The 22,653-nt window shown below is 69.9% G+C and carries 3 protein-coding genes; all 3 read left to right on the forward strand.

Annotation, left to right across the window (positions count from 1 at the left end; all coding sequences use genetic code 11):
* Nucleotides 1-47 precede the first annotated feature (47 nt).
* The 3 genes from fabD (at nucleotide 48) to DB31_RS00475 (ending at nucleotide 22,646) form a co-directional block, all read left to right on the forward strand.
* On the forward strand, nucleotides 48-914 hold the full coding sequence (gene fabD / locus DB31_RS00465; protein ID WP_205628442.1) for an ACP S-malonyltransferase: 867 nt from the start codon (nucleotides 48-50) through the stop codon (nucleotides 912-914).
* Between the two features lie 115 nt (nucleotides 915-1,029).
* On the forward strand, nucleotides 1,030-15,087 hold the full coding sequence (locus DB31_RS48460; RefSeq protein WP_075305798.1) for an SDR family NAD(P)-dependent oxidoreductase: 14,058 nt from the start codon (nucleotides 1,030-1,032) through the stop codon (nucleotides 15,085-15,087).
* Nucleotides 15,084-22,646: an SDR family NAD(P)-dependent oxidoreductase gene (locus DB31_RS00475; RefSeq protein ID WP_044180574.1), complete on the forward strand. Its 7,563-nt coding sequence runs from the start codon at nucleotides 15,084-15,086 to the stop codon at nucleotides 22,644-22,646. Before DB31_RS48460 ends, DB31_RS00475 begins: the two co-directional genes overlap by 4 nt.
* The last annotated feature ends 7 nt before the right edge of the window (nucleotides 22,647-22,653 follow it).

The following is a 22,653-nucleotide window of genomic DNA, read 5'->3' on the forward strand; positions in this document are numbered from 1 at the left end:
TTACAGACTGGTCGGCCGAAGCATCGACGGCGCTGAGGGGGTCAACCGTGACTACCATCTATATCTTTCCAGGCCAGGGTTCTCAGAGCATCGGCATGGGCAAGGAGCTCTTCCCCCGGTACAGCCATCTGCTGCGCCAGGCGGACGCGCTGCTGGGGTACTCGGTCGCGGAGCTGTGCCTGTCCGGCCCCCAGGAGCGCCTGAGCGACACGCGCTTCACGCAGCCGGCGCTCTACGTCATCAACGCCCTGTCCTACCTGGAGACGGTGCGCCAGACGGGCGTGCTGCCAGACTTCGTCGCGGGCCACAGCCTGGGCGAGTACAGCGCCCTGTTCGCCGCGGGCGCCTTCGACTTCCTCACGGGGCTGGAGCTGGTTCAGCGCCGCGGAGAGCTGATGGCCGCCGCGAAGGGGGGCGGTATGGCGGCGGTGATCGGCCTGTCCCCGGAGCGGCTCCAGGCGCTCCTCACGCGCCACGGCCTGGCTTCGCTGGATGTCGCCAACTTCAACGCGCCCCAGCAGACAGTCCTGTCCGGGCCTACCCAGGACATTCAGCTCGCTCGGCCGCTGCTCGAGCGAGAGGGGGCCCGAACGGTGGTGCCCCTCAAGGTGAGCGCTGCCTTCCACTCGCGGTACATGCGTGACGCGGCGACAGCGTTCTCGCAGTTCCTCGCGAACTACCAGTTCGCGGAGCTGAAGATCCCGGTCATCTCCAACGTCGAGGCCGCTCCGTATCAGGATGCACGTGTCGCCGAGACACTGGTGAAGCAGCTCGTCAGCCCCGTCCGCTGGGTCGAGAGCGTCGAGTTCCTCCTCAAGCAGCCGAACCCCCAGCTGCGCGAGGTGGGACCGGGCCAGGTCCTCACGGGTCTTACCCGGCAGATTGCCCAGCAGCCGCTGCGCGCCGTCTCCTGACAGCTCCTGATCCGCGTGTCAGGGCAGCCGTCCAAAAAAGCGCTCCTTGAGCGCTTTTTTCGTTTTTCCGGGCCCTTGTCATAAAACGGACGCCGCTCCCGCTCTGGACCTTCCCATGTCCCCCGCATCGACGCTGAACGAGGTGCGCTTCACTCGAGGTGAATTGGAGCAGTTCTGCCAAGCCAGCCTCGACACGAATCCCCTCCACCTCTCCGACGACTACGCGCGCAAGAGCCCCTACGGCGCGCGAATCGTTCACGGCATTCTTGGCGCGCTGACCCTCTTGGGGCGGCTGAGAGAGCGGCCCCAGCAGCGACTGGCGCGGCTGGAACTTCGCTTCCTGAATCCGCTCTTTCTGGATCAGCCCTATAGGCTCTCTATCCAGGAGCCCACGCCAGACAAGACCCTGGCCACCCTCTTTGACGGAGGCCGAGAGCTGCTCCAGTTGGTGGCGCACTTCCACACGGGCCCGCTCGCTCGTCCTCCCGCAGCTGACACTCCAGCACGGGCACCGCGCGAACAGCCTGCAGAGCTCGGACTCGAGGATCTCCGTGCAGGCCAACTCCTTGAAGAGGACTACTCACCACGTTGGTCGGTACTGACCGACCTGATACATCAGTTGGGTGTCACAGGCAAGGGCGTCGATGTGCAGCAGGCGGCGGTGCTGGCCTGGAGCAGCTATCTGATCGGCATGGAGGTACCGGGCCGGCAGGCCCTCTACTCGCGGCTGGATGCAGACTTCGACGCGGTGGCGGGTGAGGCGTCGTCTCTCCACTGCCGGACGGAGGTCCAGTCCGTGGAGAAGCAGTTCGGCCTGGTGCGGCTGCGTGCCAGGGTCGGCGCCGGGACCCCGATCGCCTCGCTGGAGTTGCGCGCCTTCGTCCGGCCAGAGCTACCACCGTCCTCGGTGGAGCTCCTCACCCGCCTGCAGCCGGAGTCGCGGGTGCTGGCCGGCAAGGTGGCGCTGGTGATCGGCGGCAGCCGGGGGCTGGGCGCCGCGCTCGTCCAAGCGCTGGCGCTCCAGGGCTGCACCGTCTACCTCAACTACCTCAAGAGCGAGCGAGAGGCGGCAGCCGTCCGGGACGCACTGGGAGCACGGGCGAGCGCGGTGCACCTGCTCCAGGGAGATGGCAGCGATCTGGAGTGGTGCCAGCGGGCCCAGGCGGAGATCCTTGGACGCCACGGGCGCCTGGACCTTCTGCTCTGCAACGCGTGTCTCCCCTTGCAGCCGCTGCGTGTGGAGCCGGATCCCACCTCGCGCCTCACCGAGTACGTGCGCAAGAGCCTGGCGCTGGTTCACGCGCCCCTCTCGTGCTTCTTGGAGGAGCTCGCCCGGCAGAAGGGGCAGGCCGTCGTCCTCTCCTCGTCCGCGGTTCGGGAGCCGCTCGCGGGCTGGCCCCACTACGTGAGCGCCAAGTGCGCCATCGAAGGGCTGGCGCGCACCGCAGCCCTCGAGTACCCCCAGGTCTCCGTCATCGTGGCACGCCCGCCCCGCCTGCTGACGGAGCTCACGAATACGCCGCTCGGCAATGACAGCGCGCTGCGCCCGGAGGCAGTGGCCACCTCCCTGGTGCGCAGCCTGCTCACGGCGCCCTCCACCGGCCAGGTGGTGATGCTCGAGGACTTCACGGACACGGCCTCTGTCAGACCGCCCACGGAGGCTCCTCCCCCGGCGCAGGAGCAAGCCGCGCCACAAGAGAAGGCCGCATCACAGGAGAAGGCCGTGCCACAGGAGCAGAAGACTGCCCCCCGCCGCAAGCTGGCCATCGCCGCCACCTTTACCGCAGAGCCCCTCCAGGAGAGCCTGGAGTTCTGGGGCGAAGAGCTGAAGCTCGGCCTGGAGGTCGAGTTCGCCCCCTACAACCAGATCTTCCAGGAGCTGCTGGCCCCCTCAAGCCTGCTCAGCGGCAACGCGGAGGGCCTCAACGTGCTGCTGCTGCGCCCCGAGGACTGGGTGCACTACGAGCACGCGGACGGCAGAGACGATCACGGCCCCGCCCACCCCGCCGAGCGCGACTTCGCCACCTTCTCCCAGAAGGTGGAGCGCAGCACGGGGGACCTGATCGCGGCGGTGAAGACCCACAAGGCCCGGAGCAAAGCCCCCTTGTTGGTGTGCCTGTGTCCATCCACCCCGGAGCTGCTGCGGCACAAGGGCTACGCCCTCTTCCTGCGCCGGATCGAGGAGCGGCTCGAGCGCGAACTCAAGGCCCAACCCGGGACGTACGTCCTCCAGGCGGCTGCGTTCGCGGAGCAGTACCCTGTCTCCCAGTACCACGATGAGGTGCGCGACCAGATGGGGCACATCCCCTACACGCCCGCGTACTTCAGCGTGCTGGGGACCCTCGTCACCCGCGCGCTCCACAGCATCCTCACCCCTCCCTTCAAGGTCATCGTCCTCGATTGCGACAACACCCTGTGGAAGGGCGTGTGCGGCGAGGATGGGCCGCAGGGCGTAGACATCTCCCCCAGCTACCGCTACCTGCAGGAGCAGATGGTGCGGCAGCAGGCGCAGGGGATGATCCTCTGCCTCTGCAGCAAGAACGTGGAGAGCGACGTCATCGAGGTGTTCAAGCAGCGCCCGGAGATGGCGCTCAAGCTGGAGCACATCACCACCCACCGCATCAACTGGCTGCCCAAGTCGCAGAATCTGCGCTCGCTGGCGGAGGAGCTCAACGTCGGGTTGGACAGCTTCATCTTCCTGGACGACAACCCGGTGGAGATCGCCGAGGTGAAGGCGGCCTGCCCGCAGGTGCTGGCGCTGACGGTGCCCAAGGAGGCCGAAGCCCTGCCCACCCTGGTCGACCACATCTGGGCCTTTGATCGGCTGGTCGTCACCGAGGAGGACAAGAAGCGCACGCAGATGTACCGCCAGAACAAGGAGCGGGACACTTACCAACAGTCCGCTACCAGCTTTGGCGAGTTCCTCCACGGGCTGGGCCTGGACATCCGCATCACCGAGATGACAGCCGCGCAGCGTCCCCGCGTGTCGCAGCTCACCCAGCGCACCAACCAGTTCAACTTCACCACGGTGCGGCGCTCCGAGGCGGAACTCCAGCAACTGGTGGACGCCGGGACGCACCAGATCTGGACCACGCAGGTGAGTGATCGCTTCGGAGACTACGGCCTGGTGGGCGTGGTGATCAGCCGGCGCGATGCCGACCGCATCTCGGTGGACTCGTTCATGCTCAGCTGCCGGGTGCTGGGCCGGGGCGTGGAGCATGCCATGCTCGCGCGCCTGGGCCAGCTCGCCCTGGACTCGGGCCTGGAGTGGGTGGAGGCCACCTTCACTCCCACCGCCAAGAACCCTCCCGCGCTCCGCTTCCTGGAGGCGGCTGGGTCGCAGTTCCGGCAGGAGGCCGAGGGCCGCAGCATCTTCCGCTTCCCCGCGCAGTACGCGGCCACGGTCACCTTCTCTCCCGACAAGGTGGACCAGCAGGACCTGGAGCTCGCCGCCAACGCCGACAAGGGCGGCAAGCCGACAGCTCCCGCCTCCATGGATGCCTCGCGGCTGGAGCGGCTCGAGCGCATCACCCGAGAGCTGTCCGAGCCCCGGCGCATCCATGAGCGCGTCAGCGCCTACCACGCCGCCCGGCGGGCGGGGCCGCTCCCCGCCCCTGAGGTCCGGCCCACCGAGCCCGCCATGAGTGCGGCGGCGGCTCCCCCATCGAATGCTCCGAGCGCTCCGAGTGCGCCTGGAGAGCCGGACGAGGCGGCGCTGTTGCGCGCCACCGTGGACTTCCTGCAGGGCATCTTCGGCCGGTTCCTCAGCGCCGCACGGACAGGGGTGAAGCTCGATACGCACTTCGAGGCGCTCGGGCTCACGTCCTTCTCGATCATCGACATCACCGTCGCGCTCGAGGACGAGCTGGGCAGCCTGCCCAAAACATTGCTCTTCGAGCACAAGACGCTGGGTAGCCTCGCGCGCTACCTCTTCACGGAGCGTCGGGCTGACCTGCTGCGGAAGGTAAAACCCACCGCCGCGCCCGCTGCCGTGCCCGTGCCCGTGCCCGCTCTCATGCCCACGGCCTCCCTGGAGCGGCCTCATTCCCAGGAAACAGCCTCCGGCCCCTCTTCGAAGACAGACATCGCGATCATCGGCATCTCGGGCCGCTACCCTCAGGCACGCAACCTCCACGAGTTCTGGGAGAGCCTGCGCGCAGGCCGGAGCAACATCACCGAGGTCCCGGCGGATCGCTGGGAACACTCGCGCTTCTACGATCCGAGCGGCAAGAAGCGCGACAAGAGCTACACGAAGTGGGGCGGCTTCGTTGAAGGTGTCGGCGAGTTCGACTCGCTCTTCTTCAACATCTCCCCCAAAGAAGCTGAGCAGATGGACCCCCAGCAGCGGCTCTTCCTGGAGGTCGTCTACGAGGCTGTCGAGGACGCGGGCTACACCCGCCGGACCCTGGGCCGGAATGTCGGCGTGTACGCCGGGGTGATGGCCAACAACTACCTGCTCTTCAGCGCCGAGGCCGCGCTCGCGGGCCACAGCCCGTACCCCTACGCAGACAACTACCAGGTCGCCAACCGCATCTCGTACTTCTTCGACTTCAGCGGCCCCAGCCTGTCCATTGACACGGCGTGCTCCGCCTCGGGCGTGGCCCTGCACACCGCCTGTGAGGCCCTGCGCTCCGGCGCGTGCAGCGTGGCCATCGCGGGTGGCGTCAACCTGATCCTCCACCCGTACCGCTCCGTTCAGTACTCGCAGATGACGATGCTCTCGCGAGACGAGCGCTGCCGCGCGTTCGGCAGCGACGCGCAGGGCTTCGTCATGGGCGAGGGCGTGGGCGCCGTGCTCCTCAAGCCGTTGGCTCAGGCCCTGAAGGATGGGGACCATATCTACGGCCTCATCAAGGGCAGCGCCGTCAACCATGGTGGCAGAACGAGCGGCTTCACCGTGCCCAACCCGACGGCCCAGGGCGAGCTGGTGGCCGAGGCATTGAAGCGCGGAGGCGTGGACGCACGCTCCATCAGCTACGTCGAGGCGCACGGCACAGGCACGCCGCTGGGAGACCCGATCGAGGTCCGAGGCCTCACCGCCGCCTTCCGGCAGGACACTGCCGACACGGGGTTCTGCGCCATCGGCAGTGTGAAGCCCAACATCGGCCACCTGGAGCCCGCGGCCGCCATCGCCGGACTCACCAAGGTACTGCTGCAGATGCGCCATGGCACCCTGGTGCCCTCGCTCAACTCCGAGCAGCTCAACCCCTACATCGACTTCGAGAGCTCGCCCTTCCGTGTCCAGCGCGAGCGGGCGGAGTGGAAGCGCCCGCGCTGGAAGCGCCAGGGCGTCACCGTCGAAGCACCGCGCCGGGCCGGCCTGAGCTCGTTTGGGGCGGGCGGCGTCAACGCGCACCTCGTGGTGGAGGAGTATGTCCACGAGCCGACTTCCGCGACGCAGGGCCCGCAGCTCATCGTCCTCTCCGCGAAGAACGCGGAGCGGCTGCGCGAGAGCCTGGAGCGGCTTCAGCGCGCCCTCACCCACCCGCCGCAGGCTCCCGCGCACCTGCGCCCGAGCCTCGGCGATATCGCCTACACGCTGCAGGTGGGCCGTGAGTCCTTCGAGGAGCGCGTGGCGCTCATCGTACAGGACCTCGAGGAGCTCTCGCGGAAGCTGGAGAAGCTGGCCGTGGGCGAGAAGGGCGTCGAGGGTGTCTTCACCGGCAACATCAAGAACCGCGGCGCTGTGGACACGCTCGGTGAGGGCGAGGAGGCACTCGCATTCACCCAGGCCCTGATCCGCAACGGCCGGCTCGACAAGCTGGCGCAGCTCTGGACGCAGGGGGCGGAGCTCCCCTGGGAGCAGCTCCACGCGGGGCAGAAGCGTCGCCGGGTCCCCCTCCCCACCTACCCCTTCGCGCGCACCCGTCATTGGCTGCCCGAGAGCGGGCTGCTCTCGGGCCCACGTCCGGTGGAGCCCCGTGAGGCGCGGCTGGCCCCCACCCGGCCTCACCCGATGATCGACCGTGAGCGCTCCTCGCCCGAGGGGCAGCGCTTCGAGACGCGCTGGGATGGGAGCGAGTTCTACCTGAGGGATCACGTCGTGGCGGCGCGGAAGACGCTGCCAGGTGTGGCCTACCTGGAGCTGGCGCGGGCCGCGGGTGCGCTCGCCCGTGGCGCGGGCGTGGCACGGCTGCGGGCCATGGTGTGGTCCCAGCCCATCCTCGTGCCCGGCGCGCCCGTGGAGGCGCAGGTCGCTCTCCATGCAGTGAAGCACGGCACCGACGTCACCATCAGCACCGGCACCTCGGATGGCAACCGCGTGGTCCACGCGCGGTGCCGCCTGGGAGACGAGCACCTCGAGGCCCTCTCCGCTCCGCCCCTGTTGGACCTGGAGTCCCTGCGCCAGCGCTGCACGCACCGCAAGAGCCAGGAACAGGTCTACGCGGACTTCATCGCCCAGGGCTTCACGTACGGGCCCACCTTCCAGGCCGTCGTGGAGCATCTGAGTTCGGAGAGCGAGGCCCTCTCGCTGCTGGAGCTGCCGGCCACGGCGGGAGAGCCGGACCACTTCGGGCTCCACCCCTCGCTGCTGGACGGTGCGCTCCAGACGATCATCGCCAAGGTCCGCGGGAACGAGACGTACCTGCCCTTCGCCCTGGACGAGCTGACCCAGTACGGCCCGCTGCCCCGGCGGTGCCATGCCTACGTGCGCTTCGAGCGCGAGGACGCCGAGCAGCTGCGCTGCAACGTCCGGCTGCTCGACGAAACGGGCCGGACGCTCGTGGCGCTCGACGGCCTCACCCTGCGGGCCTTGAAGCCGAAGAGTGTCGAGACCGCTCCTTCGGGGGCCCCCCTCTACCGCCCCGTGTGGGAGCGCGTGAGCGCGCCTGCCTTCGAGCTGCCTTCGCGGGACACCACCTTCCTGCTCTTCGACGAGGGTGAGGAGCGCTTCCAGGCGTGGACACGGTTCCTCGGCGAGCGCGGCTTGCCCGCCGAGAGCGTGCACCTGGCCACGCCCGGCCCGCGCTACGCGGCGCTGGGTGGGCAGCGCTACCAGCTCCGCCCGGAGGAGCCAGCCGACCACCTCGCGCTCCTCCAGGCGCTGCCGGGAGCAGGGCCTCTCGTGGTGCTCCACGCCTGGCGGCCCCGCGAGCAGGAGCCCACCTCGCCCTTGCAAGGCGCGGGGCTCGGCTCACTGCTGGCCACCAGCCAAGCGCTGCTCACGCTGAAACAGCGGCCGGAGCTCCGGCTGCTGGCCCTCTGCGCCACGGACGAGGACTCGCCCCTGTCCGCCGCCGTGGGCGGCTTCATCCGCTCCCTGGCGCAGGAGAGCACCCGCCTCCAGCCCCGAGCCATCCAGCTCGCGGACCCGGCCATCGCGTCCGATGTGGGCCGGCTCCTGGGTGAGCTGCGCGCCGGAGGGGAGCTGGAGGTGCGCCTGGACGCGTCGGGCCGCCTCGTGCGCCGCTTCCAGCGTGCCACGTCCCCGGTGACGAGCCGCTCCGTCCTTCGTGAGAAGGGCGTCTACCTCATCACCGGAGGCATGGGAGGCTTGGGGCTGATCTTCGCGCGGCACCTGGTGGAGCGCTACCGCGCCTCGGTGGTGCTGACCGGCCGCTCCGCCCTGCGCGAGGAGCAGCAGCGCACGCTGGAGTCACTCCAGGCCCAGGGCGCCCAGCTGCTCTACCTCCGCGCCGACATCACCCAAGCCGCGGACATCGACTGGATGATGCGCGAGGTCCGCGCCCGCTTCGGGCACCTCCACGGGGTCCTCCACTCCGCCGGTGTCATCGAGGACGCCTACCTGTCTCAGAAGTCCCGAGAGTCGTTCGCGCGGGTGCTTGCGCCCAAGCTGGCGGGGACCTGGCTGCTGGACCTCGCCACCGCGCGGGAGCCGCTGGACTTCTTCGTGACGTTCTCCTCGGTGGCCTCGGTGTTCGGCAGCGCGGGCCAGACGGACTACGCCACCGCCAACCGCTTCCTGGATGCGCAGGCCACCTCCCGCGCGGCGCTCGTCCGGGCGGGCCAGCGCAGCGGCGTCACGCTGTCGCTCAACTGGCCCCTCTGGCAGGAGGGCGGAATGCGCGTGGGCGCCGACGTGGTGGAGCTCACCGCCCGCACCACGGGACTGAGGCCCCTGGCCACCGCCACGGGCCTCCAGGCCTTCGAGGAGGCCCTCCGCCTGGGAGAGCCTCAGCTCGCCGTACTCCATGGAGATCGTGCGCGCATCGAGCAGGCGCTGGAGCCCGGTGCGGGTGCCACGCGCGCCCTGGAGCCCACGCCAGCCGGAAACCTCCCGGTCTTCGTGCCCCCGGCCGGCGCGGCCCACCCGGCCCGGCTCTCGCACGAGGAGCTCCTCCGCAGGCTCCAGGACTTCCTGCTTCGCAAGTCCTCCGAGCTGCTCAAGGTCAACGTCGCCGACATCGATCCCGACGATGACATGAGCGACTACGGCTTCGACTCGATCTCCCTGACCGAGCTGGCCAACGCGCTCAACGAGACCTTCGATCTGGCGCTCACGCCGGTGGTCTTCTTCGAGAACCCCGCCATCAGTGGCCTCGCCCGCTTCCTGATGGAGCGGCACCGCGACGCCTTCGCCGCGCACTACGATGCCGAGGCCCACGCGGCTGCTGGCCTGGCCGCCGCGCCGGCACCTGCCGCCGCGGCCGAGCCTGCTCCTCTCCTCGCCTCCGCGCCCATGCCCGCACCGCGGCCCTTGCAAGCCGAGCCGAGGCCGAGCGTCCTCACCGCTCCGAGCGCCCGCCTCTCTCAAGAGGCCCGCCCGGCGACGGCGGAGCCCATCGCCATCATCGGCATGGCGGGAGTCTTCCCGCAGTCACCGGACCTGGAGACGTTCTGGAAGAACCTGCTGGCGGGCAAGGATCTGATCCGCGAGGTCCCAGAGGAGCGCTGGGATTGGAAGGCCTGGTACGGCGACCCGAAGCGCGAGCCCAACAAGACGACGTGCAAGTGGGGTGGCTTCATCGATGAGGTGGATGCCTTCGACGCGCTCTTCTTCAACATCTCGCCGCGCGAGGCGCAGTTCATGGATCCGCAGCAGCGGATCTTCCTCGAGACAGCGTGGCGTGCCATCGAAGACGCGGGCTACAGCCCGCAGCGCCTGTCCGGCTCGGCCACGGGCGTGTTCACGGGCGTGACGCTGCACGACTACCTCGAGCTCATCCAGCAGTCGGGCCTGGACATCGTCGCCCACACCTCCACGGGCAACGTCCACAGCATCGTCCCCAACCGGCTCAGCTACCTGCTGAACCTGCGCGGCCCGAGCGAGCCCATCGACACCGCGTGCTCCAGCTCCCTGGTGGCACTGCACCGGGCGGTGCGGGCGCTGCAGGCGGGGGACTGCGAGCTGGCCATTGCCGGCGGCATCAACGTGCTGCTGTCGCCCACCATGTTCGTCTCGTTCAGCAAGGCGGGCATGCTGGCCAGCGACGGCCGCTGCAAGACGTTCGACGCGCGCGCGGATGGCTACGTCCGCGGCGAGGGAGCGGGCGTGGTGCTGCTCAAGCCTCTGAGCAAGGCCGAGGCGGATGGAGACACCATCCACGCCATCATCCGAGGCACGGCCGTCAACCACGGCGGCCATGCCCACTCGCTCACCGCGCCCAACCCCAACGCCCAGGCGGAGCTGCTCGTCACCGCCCATGAGCGCGCGGGGTTCTCCCCCGACACCGTGGGCTATATCGAGACGCACGGCACGGGCACGGAGCTGGGAGACCCCATCGAAATCGAGGGCCTGAAGAAGGCCTTCAGCCAGCTGGCCGAGCGGCGAGGCCTGCCGGGCTGGAACGGCGCCACCTGCGGGCTCGGCGCTGTGAAGACCAACGTGGGCCACCTGGAGTGCGCCTCCGGAATGGCGGGGCTCCTCAAGACGCTGCTGGCCATGCGGCACCGAATGCTGCCGCCGAACCTTCACTTCGAGCAGCTCAACCCCTACATCGACTTGAAGGGCAGCCCCTTCTACGTCGTCGACACGCCGCGCGCCTGGGAGCCGCTGAAGGATCGCCACGGCCAGCCCCTGCCGCTGCGAGCGGGCATCAGCTCGTTCGGCTTCGGTGGGGTCAACGCCCACGTCGTCATCGAGGAGTATGTGCCTCGCCCACGGCCGCCGGCGGAGGCGGCACCTCAGCTCTTCATCCTCTCCGCGCGAGAGGGCGAGCGCCTCAAGGAGTACGCGCGCCGGCTGCGGGACTCCGTCGCCGCCCGCCTCGATCGCAAGGACGAGCAGGTCTCCCTGGCGGACATGGCCTACACGCTGCAGGTGGGCCGCGATGTCATGGACACGCGGCTGGCCATCATCGCGCAGAGCGAGCAGGAGCTCGTCGCCCGGCTGGACGCCTTCCTCGCGGACAAGGCGGCTCCAGACGCCGTCTTCACGGGCCAGCGTCCCGCGCGCAAGCAGGCCTCCGCGCTCGTCTTCGGCGATGACGAGGATGACAAGGCCTACCTGCGCTCGCTGCTGGGCAAGGGCAAGCTGGCGAAGCTGGCCTCGCTCTGGGTGCAGGGCCAGGAGCTCGACTGGACTTTCCTCCACGAAGGGCGCCTGCGGCGTCGCGTCGAGTTGCCCACCTACCCGTTCGCTCGCGAGAAGCACTGGCTCCCGCGGGTGCGGCCAGTCGAAGGCACTCCCACGCTCACCCGGGCCGCCCCCGTGGCCCAAGCTCCAGCGCCCCAGGCTCCTGCGCCTCAAGCTCCCGCGCCGGCGGAGGTGCCCACGCCCCCGCCCGGGGAGAAGCTCCTGCTCGTCAAGCGCTGGCGGCCCGCTCCTGCCCCCGTGACAGCGCCCACGCTGCGCGGCATGTACTTGGTGCTCCTCAATGGCGAGGGTGCCATCGATGTCCTCAAGGATCTCGGCTCGCAGCCGGAGTGCCAGTGGATCGCAATCAAGGGCGCCAGTGGGCTCCCCCGGCTCACCGCGCGGGAGTACGAGCTCGACTTCTCGGATGGCGAGCAGGGCACCCGGCTCATCACGGAGTTGCTCTCCCGCCACCCGCAAGTGAATGGGCTGGTCGATCTGTCGGACGTGTACGCCGCCCCACGCGTCAGCCCGGATCGGGACGCGGGCAAGGTGGCCGTGCTCCAGGGGCTGCTGCGGCACACCGGCCAGGCGCCGCTGCGCATCCTGCACTTCACCCACGGGCTCGTCCCCTTCGAGAACACCGTCCCGACGCTCGCGGGGGCCACGGTGGCTGGCATCGTCCGGATGCTGGGCGCCGAGTACGGGCGCGTCCGAGCCGTCACGGTCGATGTGGATCTGAGCTGTGACCGCTCCGAGGAGTTGCTAGCCCTGGTGGCTGCCGAGGCCTCGGCTGACACGGGCATGGGCGAGGTCTGCTACCGCAAGGGCACCCGGTACCTCCCGTACCTCGAGGAGGTGGCAGTGAGCGCTCCCGGAGAGGCCACGCGGCTAGGGCCCTTCCCGGTGGACCCGGCGCGGACCTACGTCATCACCGGAGGCACAGGGGGGCTCGGCTTCGAGGCGGCCCGGACGCTGGTGGCCAAGGGCGCCCGGCGCCTGGCGCTCCTGGGCGCCCGGACGCTGCCACCGCGGGACTCCTGGTCGAGCCTGCTCGCCTCCAGCAGCACGGAGCAGGACGTGGCGACCCGCGTCCGCCGGGTGCTGGAACTGGAGCAGGCGGGCGCGCAAGTGGCCCTCTACCATGGCCCGCTCAGCGATGAGCCGAGGCTCGCCGCCTTCTTCAGCGACACCCGGAAGCGGCTGGGCGCCATCGCTGGCGTCATCCACTGCGCAGGCATCGTCTCGCAGCGCCCGCCCTCCTTCTCGCAGAAGGGCCTCGAGGACATGCGGCGCGTCTGGGAGCCCAAGGTCCGAGGACTGATCGTCCTGAGCGGGGTGCTCAAGGCCGACACGCCGGACTTCTTCCTCCTCTACTCGTCCGTCTCCGCGGTGGTGCCCTCGCTGGCGGTGGGGATGGCCGATTACGCCAGCGCGAATGGCTTCCTGGACGCCTTCGCGGCGTACCAGGCGGGCAAGAGCCGCACGCGCTTCCTGGCGCTGAACTGGCCCAGCTGGAAGGACACGGGAATGGGGGAGATCAGCAGCCCCCGTTACACCGGCCTGGGCTTCACCGCCCATGGCACGCGCGAGGGCATGGAGTTGCTCGAGGCGGCGCTGTCCCTCCCCGACACGACGAGCGTCATGCCCTGCGTGGTGAACCGCGCCACCTTGCGGCTGGATCGGATGCTGTCCACCCAGGGAGCAGAGCCCGCCGCCCCCGCACGGGCTCCCCAGGCGGCCCCCGCCGCGCCCGCCCAGGCCGACACGCCGACCCCCACCGCAGCGCGTGCTCCGGCGGTGGACCTGTTCGCCGCCACGCGGGAGCTGATCCTGGAGCTGCTGTCCCGCGAGCTGATGATCGACAAGGCCCGCTTCCAGGGGGACGCGCCCTTTGGAGACTACGGCGTGGACTCCATCGTCATCGCGGATCTGGTGACCAAGATGGAGCGCTTCACCGGCAAGCCGGTGGACCCCTCGATCATCCTCGAGCACTCCACGCTCGACACGCTCAGCCACTACCTGAGCGAGGCATTCCAGCCGGGCCTGGAGGCCTTCCTGGCGCGCGGCAGCACCGGCGCTGGCGCCCCTGCGCCGCAGGCCTCACCGCTGCCGGTGGCTCCTTCGGCGCCAGTGCCGCCTCCGGTGCCGCTCCCAGAGAGCCAGCCCGCCGCGCCCCCCGCGCTGGTGACGACGGCGGGCTCCACGCCTCGCCAGAAGATTGCCGTCATCGGTGCGGCCTGCCGCGTCCCGGGGGCGGAGAGCCTGGAGGCCTACTGGGAGAACCTGCGCACCGGCCGATTCAGCATCAGCGAGGTGCCGCGCTCGCGCTGGAACAGCGACGAGCTGTACCGCCCCCACCATGAGAAGGGGAAGAGCATCAGCAAGTGGGGGGGCTTCCTCGACGGCATCGAGCTCTTCGATCCTGGCTACTTCGGCATCCCCGAGGAGGACGCGGCCCACATGGACCCGCTCATCCGCCTCTTCCTGGAGTGCAGCGAGCAGACGCTGCGCAACGCCGGCTACGCGAAGACGGATCTCTGGAACCGGCGGGTGGGCACCTTCGTGGGCTCGGGCACCAGCACCTATGGCACCCGCATCCTCGTGCCCAGCCGCAGCACCGCCACCGGGCTGAACCAGAACTTCATTGGCGCGCACGTGGCCCACGTCTTCAACTTCAAGGGCCCCAACATGGTGGTGGACACGGCCTGCTCGTCCTCGCTGACGAGCATCTACCTGGCCTGCCAGAGCCTCGCCGCGGGTGAGTGCGAGCTCGCTCTTGCCGGTGGCGTGGACGTCCTGCTCGACGAGGTGCCCTACCTGAAGCTGAGCGAGGCCAAGGCGCTCTCGCCGGACGGCCGCTGCCACACGTTCGACGTGAAGGCCAACGGCTTCGTGCCGGGCGAGGGCGTGGGCGCCATTCTGCTCAAGCCACTGGAACGGGCCCTCGCGGATGGAGACCGCATCCTCTCCGTCATCGAGGCGTGCGCCATGAACAACGACGGCCACACCATGGGCCTCACCACCCCCAACATGCAGGCGCAGCAGGAGGTGGTGCAGCAGGCCCTGGAGAAGGCGGGCGTCAGCGCCCGCACCGTCACCTACGTGGAGACGCACGGCACGGGGACGATGATCGGCGATCCCATCGAGCTCAAGGGCCTGATGAACGTGTTCCGGCGTGACACCGCCGACAACCAGTTCTGCGCGGTGGGCAGCGTGAAGACGAACATCGGCCACCTGATGCTCGCCGCCGGGATCGCGGGCTTCATCAAGCTGACGCTCTCGCTCCAGCACCGGCTCATCCCGCCCACGCTGCACTGCGACGAGCCCAACCCGCGCTTCGCCTTCCAGACCTCCCCCTTCATGCCCGCCCTCACGGCCCGTGAGTGGGTGCCGTATCAGGGGGTGCGCCGCGCGGGCATCAGCGCGTTCGGCTTCGGGGGCACCAACTGCCACATCCTCGTCCGGGACTTCGATCCGGCCGACCATGCGGGCTACCAGGTCCGGCGCGTGGCGCTGCCGCCCGCGGAGTTCCGCAAGAAGCGGTACTGGTTCGAGAAGCCCTCGTCGACGCCCGTCGCCCCAGGCCACCCTGCCCCTCTGCCCGTCCGCGAGCCCACCGCCCCCAACACCCTGCGCCCCAACCCGCTCAACGGGGCCCGCAAGCTCCTCGTCCTGGAGGACTCCGGCCCATGAGCCCCACGATCGTGAACCCGCCCGTGATGGCCCTCTCGTCCAAGCGTCTCAAGACGACCGTCCTCTTCGAGGACTACATGGTGCGCGATCACCTCGTGCACGGGGTGCGCATCCTCCCCGGCGTCTTCTTCCTGGATCTCACCTACCGGATGGCCCGCCAGCAGGGGCTGGAGCCAGGCCAGGTGGAGCTGCGCCGGTGCCTCTTCATCGAGCCCATCGCCGTCACCGAGAGCTACGACAAGCAGGTGCGGCTCTCCGTCGAGCCGCAGGGGGATCACGCCGCCATCTCGGTGGAGAGCCGCAAGGTGAAGGACGGCGTCGCCCTCGAGGAGCAGTGGACCGCCAACTTCACCTGTGAGCTTCACCAGGTCCCACGGGAGCCGAGGGCCCCGCTGGACATCGCTCGCCTCCGGGCCACCGCCACGCGCCGGGCGGACGCGGACGAGCTGTATGCCTTCGCCCGCTCGGTGGACATCGACCACCAGGAGTTCATGAAGGCCCTGGGCACGCTGCACTACGGCCAAGGCTGGCTGCTGGCCGAGGTGACGCTGAGCGAGCTCGCGCAAGGCTACCTGGAGCACTTCCACGTCCACCCAGCCTACCTGGACTTCTCCACGCTGATGCCGTTCTGCCTCTTCGAGAAGGACGCGGCGGAGCGGCAGCCCTTCATCCCCATCTTCATCGACGCGTTCCGCGCCCATGGCCCGCTGAGCCGCACCTGCGTTGCCTACGTGGAGCAGACCGGTCAGCAGAGCCTCTCCGGCGACACCGTCCACAGCGACATCCGGCTGTTCAGCCCCGAGGGGGAGCTGCTCGTCCACTTCCGGAACTTCCGCGCGAAGAAGATCCGCACCCGGAACCTCATCACCCAGCACCAGGCCCCGAGCCAAGCGCCCGAGCCCGCCCGTCCAGCGCTCACGCCGGTCGCTCCGCCTGCAGCCCCGCGCCCCAGCGCTTCCGCGTCCCCACTGGAGCGGGTCCAGGCAGAGCTGCGCTCGCTGGTGAGCCGCGCCCTGAAGCGTCTCCCCGAGGACGTGGACGTGAACGCGGGCTTCTACGAGCAGGGGCTCGCCTCGGTGGATCTGCTGCAGATCGTCCGTGCCCTGGAGGCCCGGCTTGGGCGCGAGCTGTATCCCACGCTCCTCTTCGAGTACACCACCGTCTCGGCCCTTGCGGGCTACCTCGTGGAGCAGTTCGGGGATCTGCTCGCCAGGCCCTCCGAGTCCGCTCCCGCCGAGCCCCCGCCCCCGCCCCCGCAGGCCGCCGCTGCAGCGGCTCCCGCGGCAACGTCCCCCGCCGTGGAGTCCTCGAAGCCGGCGCCGCGCGCGCCCGCCGCGCGAGAGGAGGCGGATGAGGATGAGATCGCCATCGTGGGCGTCGCGGGACGCTACCCGCAGGCACGCGACCTGGACGAGTTCTGGGCCAACCTGAAGGCAGGCCGGGACTGCATCACCGAGATCCCCCGCTCCCGGTGGGAGGTGGAGCGCTACTTCGATTCCGAGCGTGGCAAGCCGGGCCGCACCTACAGCCGGTGGGGTGGCTTCATCGACGGCGTGGACGAGTTCGATCCGCTCTTCTTCAACATCTCGCCGCGCGAGGCCGAGATGATGGATCCCCAGGAGCGCGTCTTCCTGGAGACAGCCTGGGCCGCGCTGGAAGATGCGGGCTACACGCGCGAGCGGCTGGGCACGGGCAAGGGCAATGACATCGGCGTCTTCGCCGGGGTGATGTGGAGCGACTACCAGCTCTTCGGCCTGGAGGAGATCCTCAAGGGCAACCCGGTGGTCGCCGGCTCGTGGTTCTCCTCGGTGGCCAACCGGATCTCCTATTTCCTGAACCTGCAGGGCCCGAGCGTCCCAGTGGACACGGCATGCTCCTCGTCGCTCTACGCCATCCACCTGGCGTGCGAGAGCATCAAGCGCGGCGAGTGCAGCGCGGCGCTCGTGGGTGGCGTCAACGCCTCCCTGCACTTCTCGAAGTACCTCAAGCTGAGCGAGCTGCAGATGCTGTCGACGGACGGGCGCTGCCGGACGTTCGGCAAGGGTGGCAATGGCTACGTCCCCGGCGAGGGGGTGGGTGCCGTGCTCCTCAAGCCGCTGAAGCGAGCGATCGCCGACAGAGACACCATCCACGCCGTCATCAAGTCCACGGCGGTCAACCACGGAGGCCGCACCAGTGGCTTCTCCGTGCCAAGCCCGGACGCACAGGCGCGGCTCATCCGGGATGCGCTGGAGAAGGCCCGCATCCCCGCCTCCACGGTGAGCTACATCGAAGCACATGGCACGGGCACCTCGCTGGGTGACCCCATCGAGATCGCGGGCCTGACGAGCGCCTTCCGCGGCGACAGCACGGAGAAGGGCTTCTGCGCGGTGGGCTCGGTGAAGTCCAACATCGGCCACCTGGAGGCCGCGGCGGGCATCGCTGGGCTGACCAAAGTGCTGCTGTGCATGAGGCACCGCACGCTGGTGCCCTCCCTGCACTCGCGGGAGCTCAACCCCAGCATCCCCTTCGCGGACACTCCCTTCTACGTGCCGCAGGAAGCACGTGCGTGGGAGAAGCGCACGGGTCATCCCCGCCGCGCGGGCATCAGCTCCTTCGGCGCGGGCGGCTCCAATGCCCACATCCTCTTGGAGGAGTATGAGGATCCACGGGTGGGACGCGAGGCCGCCTCGGCGCTCCCGCAGCTGGTGGTGCTGTCCGCACGCACCCCAGAGCGCCTCCAGGAGTCCGCGCGGAAGCTGCGCGACTTCCTAGAAGCCCATGGGGAGGCACGGCTGGAGGACCTCGCGTACACCCTGCAGGTGGGCCGCGAGACGATGGAGGCGCGGCTCGCCGTGGTGGCGCAGGACAAGGCGGAGCTGCGCAAGGCGCTGGAAGGCTACCTCGACGGCACCCCGGAGGGAGCGCGACGGGTCCTCAGCGGCCAGGTGAAGCGGGGCGCCAGCGGCGCCGGAAGCGAGAGCGAGGATCACGCCTACCACCAGTCGCTGTGGCAGGGCGGAAAGCTGGCCCGGCTCGCAGCCCTGTGGACGGAGGGCACGGAGATCACCTGGTCCCGGCTGGAGCACTCCCCCACGCTGAGGCGCATTCCGCTGCCCACGTACCCCTTCGCCCGCCGGCGCTGCTGGATCCCTCAGGTGGCCTCGTCGCGGGGAGCAGGTGCCTCGGCGGCCCCGGTGCTGCACCCGCTGATCGACGCCAACACCTCCACGTTGAAGGGTCCGCGCTTCCTCAAGCGGCTCACGGCCACCGAGTTCTATGTGGCCGATCACATCGTCCGTGAGCAGCGGCTGCTGCCGGGCGTGGTGTCGCTGGAGATGGCCCGGGCCGCGGGTGCGCTGGCTTCCGAGACCGGGATCTCCCACCTGCGGAATGTCCTCTGGGCCAGCCCGCTCGTCGTGGACTCGCCGCGGGACGTGACCGTCCGGCTCAGCGCTGGCGGCGCCCATGTCGAGTTCGAGGTGGTGACGGGCTCGGGCGAGGAGGCCACCGTGCACGCGCTCGGCAAGCTCTATTCCTCTTCCGGGGAGGCACAGCAGCCCCCAGCTCCCGTCTCGATCGATGAGATCCAGCGGCGCTGCGCCCAGGTGCTCTCCGACGAGGCTGTCTACTCCGGGTTCGTGGCGCGGGGCTTCCGGTACGGCCCGGGCCTGCGAGCCATTCACGAGCTGCGCACTGGGCCGGGTGAGGCCCTCGCCGAGCTGCGCCTGCCCGAGCATCTCCAGGCAGAGGCCAGCGCCTATGTCCTGCACCCCGCCCTCCTCGACGGTGCGCTCCAGGCGGTCTCCGGCCTGACGCCCCCCGCCTCGGGCGGCGAGGGCGAGCTGCTGCCTTTCTCCGTGGGAGAGCTGCGGCTCCACAGCCCCATCCCCTCGCGCTGCTTCGTCCACGTCACCGTGGGAGAGCCCAAGGAGAGCACCGGCACGCCTACCCGCTTCCACCTGCGCCTGCTCGATGAGGCCGGCCGAACGCTCGTCAGCCTGCGGGACTTCACGCTGCGAAGGGTGGCGCGAGAGGAGCTCCCGGTACAGCGCCCCGTGGAGAATCCTGAGGGGCTGCTGATCTACGAGCCCCACTGGGAAGAGACCCCCGTGCCTGCTCCGTACATCCCCTCGGGCGGAGACGCCCAGCGCCCCTTCCTCGTCTTCGAGCGGGAGGAGGCGCACTCGCAAGGGCTCCGGCGCCAGCTGCGCGAGCGCTCCGGTGAGGCGCCCATCATCCGGGTGCAGCCCGGCGAGGGCTTCCGCTGCCTCTCTCCGGAGCACTATCAGATCACTCCGGCTCGCGAGGAGGACTACCGCCAGCTGTGGGAGGCGCTCCGCGAGCGGGGACTCCAGCCCGCGGCCCTCTTCCACCTCTGGAACCACGAGGCGCGCCCACTCGCCTTCGACACGGCCTCGAGTGCCGAGACCGTGTCCACCGAGCTCCAGGAGCAGCTGCGCCTGGGGCTCCAATCGCTCTTCCTGCTTGCACGGACCCTGCCTGGGCTCCGGCTGCGGGAGCGGCTGCCCGTCATCTACGCCTTCCAGGGCGAGGGCGAGCAGCCGCAGCACTCGGCCGTCGCGGGCTTCGCGCGAAGCGTGGCGCTGGAGAACCCCAAGCTGCGGGTGCGGGTGGTACGGTTCGCCCCGCGCCAGGCTGAGGTCCCCGCAGACTGGGATGCGCTCCTGCGCGAGCTGCAGCCGCCCGAGCAGACGGAGGTCCGTATCGGCTCCGCCGGCCGGCAGGTGCGGCGCTTCGCTCCCGTGGCGCCCCCTGCCTCTGGCACGAGCGCCCGGCCGGGGCTGCTCCGTCCACGCGGGGTGTATCTGCTCACGGGGGGCGCAGGCGGACTGGGGCTCGTCTTCGCCCGGTACCTGGCTCGCGAGGCCCAGGCCCGTGTGGCCCTACTGGGCCGCTCTCCGCTGGATGCGGCCCGGAGGGCTTCGCTCTCCGAGCTGGAGGCGATGGGTGCCGAGGTGCTGTACCTGAGCGCCGACGTGGCCGATCCCGCGGCGCTGCAGACAGCCGTCACCCGCGTGCGGGAGCGGTTCGGCGCGCTCCACGGCATCATCCACGCCGCCGGCGTCATCGAGGACGCCATGGCCGTCAACAAGCCCTTGAATTCCTTCCAGCGGGTGCTCACCCCGAAGATCCAGGGGACGCTGAACCTCGACGCCGCCACCCGGGAAGTGCCGCTCGACTTCCTGGTGCTGTTCTCCTCCGCCTCCGCTGTCTTCGGCAGCATGGGGCAGACGGACTACGCCGCGGGCAACCAGTTCATGGACGCGTTCGCAACCCTGCGCGAGGAGCTGCGCGAGCGCGGCCTGCGGAGCGGACGCACGCTCTCGCTCAACTGGCCGCTGTGGCGCGAGGGCGGCATGCGCATCCAGCCCGAGGTGGAGGAGATGATCCTCCGCAACACGGGACTGAAGGTGTTGGAGACCGGGCGAGGCCTTACCGCCTTCTCGCTGGCCCAGGCGCTCCCCGGCTCCCAGCTCATGCTGCTGGAGGGCGATCCCGCCGTCATCCACAAGCGCATCGAGCTGGCCACCCAGCCCGTCGTCCGGCCCCAGCGCTCCGCCCCGCCGCCCCCCGCCGCGCCGGAGCCCGCCGTGGCCGAGCGCGCCGTGGCCCCTCCGACCCTCGAAACGCTCCAGTCCCACCTCGAGCAGGATCTGAGCGAAACCTGCTCGGCGTTGCTCAAGGTCTCCACGAGCGAGCTCGACGCCGAGGCGGACTTCAGCGACTACGGCGTGGACTCGTTGATGATCATGCGGATCCTCGATCACCTCGAGGAGCGCTACACCGTGAGCCTCGATCCGAGTGCCCTCACAGAGCACCCCTCCATTCGCTCCCTGGCGAAGCACCTCGTGGCTGAGCACCGCGGCCACGTGGAGGCGAGGCTCGCCACGCCTGCCCAGGCTCCAGAGCCTGTCCAGCCCCTCGCCGCCCCCGCCTCGCCGCCTCCTCCGCCGCCGGCCAGCCCCTCCCTCCTTGGGAGAGAGACGCCCTCCCATACGCCCACCGCCTCGGTCCCAGCGCAGGAGGTCCGTGCGGCCGCACCCACGCTCCTGCGTCCCAGTGACCCGCCCCGGCGCGTCGCCGTCATCGGCGTGGCCTGCCGGTTCCCGGGCTCCCACGGCCCCGAGTCCTTCTGGGCCAACCTCGCGGCGGGCCGGGATCTGGTGACGACCGTGCCCACGGAGCGTTGGGACGCCGAGCGGTACTATGACCCGCGCAAGGCGGTGCCCAACAAGAGCTACTCGAAGTGGGGAGCCTTCGCGGAAGAGGTGGACTTGTTCGACGCGGCCTTCTTCGGCATCGCCGAGGAGGATGCGGACTGGATGGATCCCCAGCAGCGCATCGCGCTGGAGACGGCGCAGGAGCTGCTGGACGGGGCGGGTTACCCGCGGAAGGAGCTCGCGCACAGCCGGACCGGCGTCTTCCTGGGCGCCACCGCCAACGACTACGTGCGCAGCGGCTTCCGAGGCCACGGGCGCTCCACGCCGCACCTGCTGCTGAACACGCTCCAGAACATGGTGGCGGCGCGCATCTCCCACTTCTGGGACTTGAAGGGCCCGTCGCTCGTCGTCGACACGGCCTGCTCCTCCTCGCTGCTCGCCATCCATCACGCCTGCCGCGGCATCCTGTCAGGCGAGATCGACATGGCCATCGCGGGCGGGATGTACCTGCTGCTGGATCCTTTCCTCCACGTCAGCTTCAGCCAGGCGCAGCTGCTCTCGGAGGACGGGCGCACCCGCATCTTCGACCGCAAGGCCAGCGGCTTCACGCCGGGCGAGGGCGTGGGCATGGTGCTGCTCAAGGAGTACGGGCAGGCCGTGCGCGACGGGGACCGCATCCTGGCCACCGTGCTTGGCTCGGCGGTCAACAACGATGGGCGCACCCTGGGGCTGACCATGCCCAGCAAGGAGGCCCAGGTGGAGGTCATCGGCGAAGCCCTCCGCCTCTCTGGAGTCTCCGCGCGGGACATCGGCTACCTGGAGACCCATGGCTCGGGGAATGCCTTCGGAGATCCGCTGGAGATCCACGCGGCCAGCGAGGTCTTCCGCCGGGAGAGCTCGCGCAAGCAGTACTGCGGGGTGGGCTCGGTGAAGTCCAACATCGGCGCGCTGCTCCAGGCCGGGGCGGTGGCGAGCTTCATCAAGGTGGTGCTGGCGCTCCAGCACCAGGAGCTCCCCGCCACCGTGCACTGCGAGGAGCCGCATCCGCGGTTCCACTTCCCGGAGACGCCCTTCTTCCCTGTCACCCAGCTGCAGCCCTGGGAGCCCCTGGGTGGGACCCGCTACGCGGCCGTCTCCTCCTTTGGATTGGGGGGCACCAACTGCCACCTCGTGCTGGGCCAGGGTGACGCGCTGCACCCCGGCTACCGGCCCACACGCCAGCCGCTGGCGCCCACGCGCTTCCAGCGCAAGCGGCACTGGATGCCCTGGACCGAGGCCCAGGAGCCGAGGAACACGCAGCCCCCCTCGCTGGAGCAGCTCCTCGATGCGCTCGACCAGGGCGCCATCGCCGTGGAGCAGGCAGTGAACGTCATCACCGGCGGCGCCAGGCCCTAGAAACGAT

Origin of the sequence: Hyalangium minutum (assembly GCF_000737315.1) — a bacterium.
In the GTDB taxonomy this organism is placed as follows: Bacteria; Myxococcota; Myxococcia; order Myxococcales; family Myxococcaceae; genus Hyalangium; species Hyalangium minutum.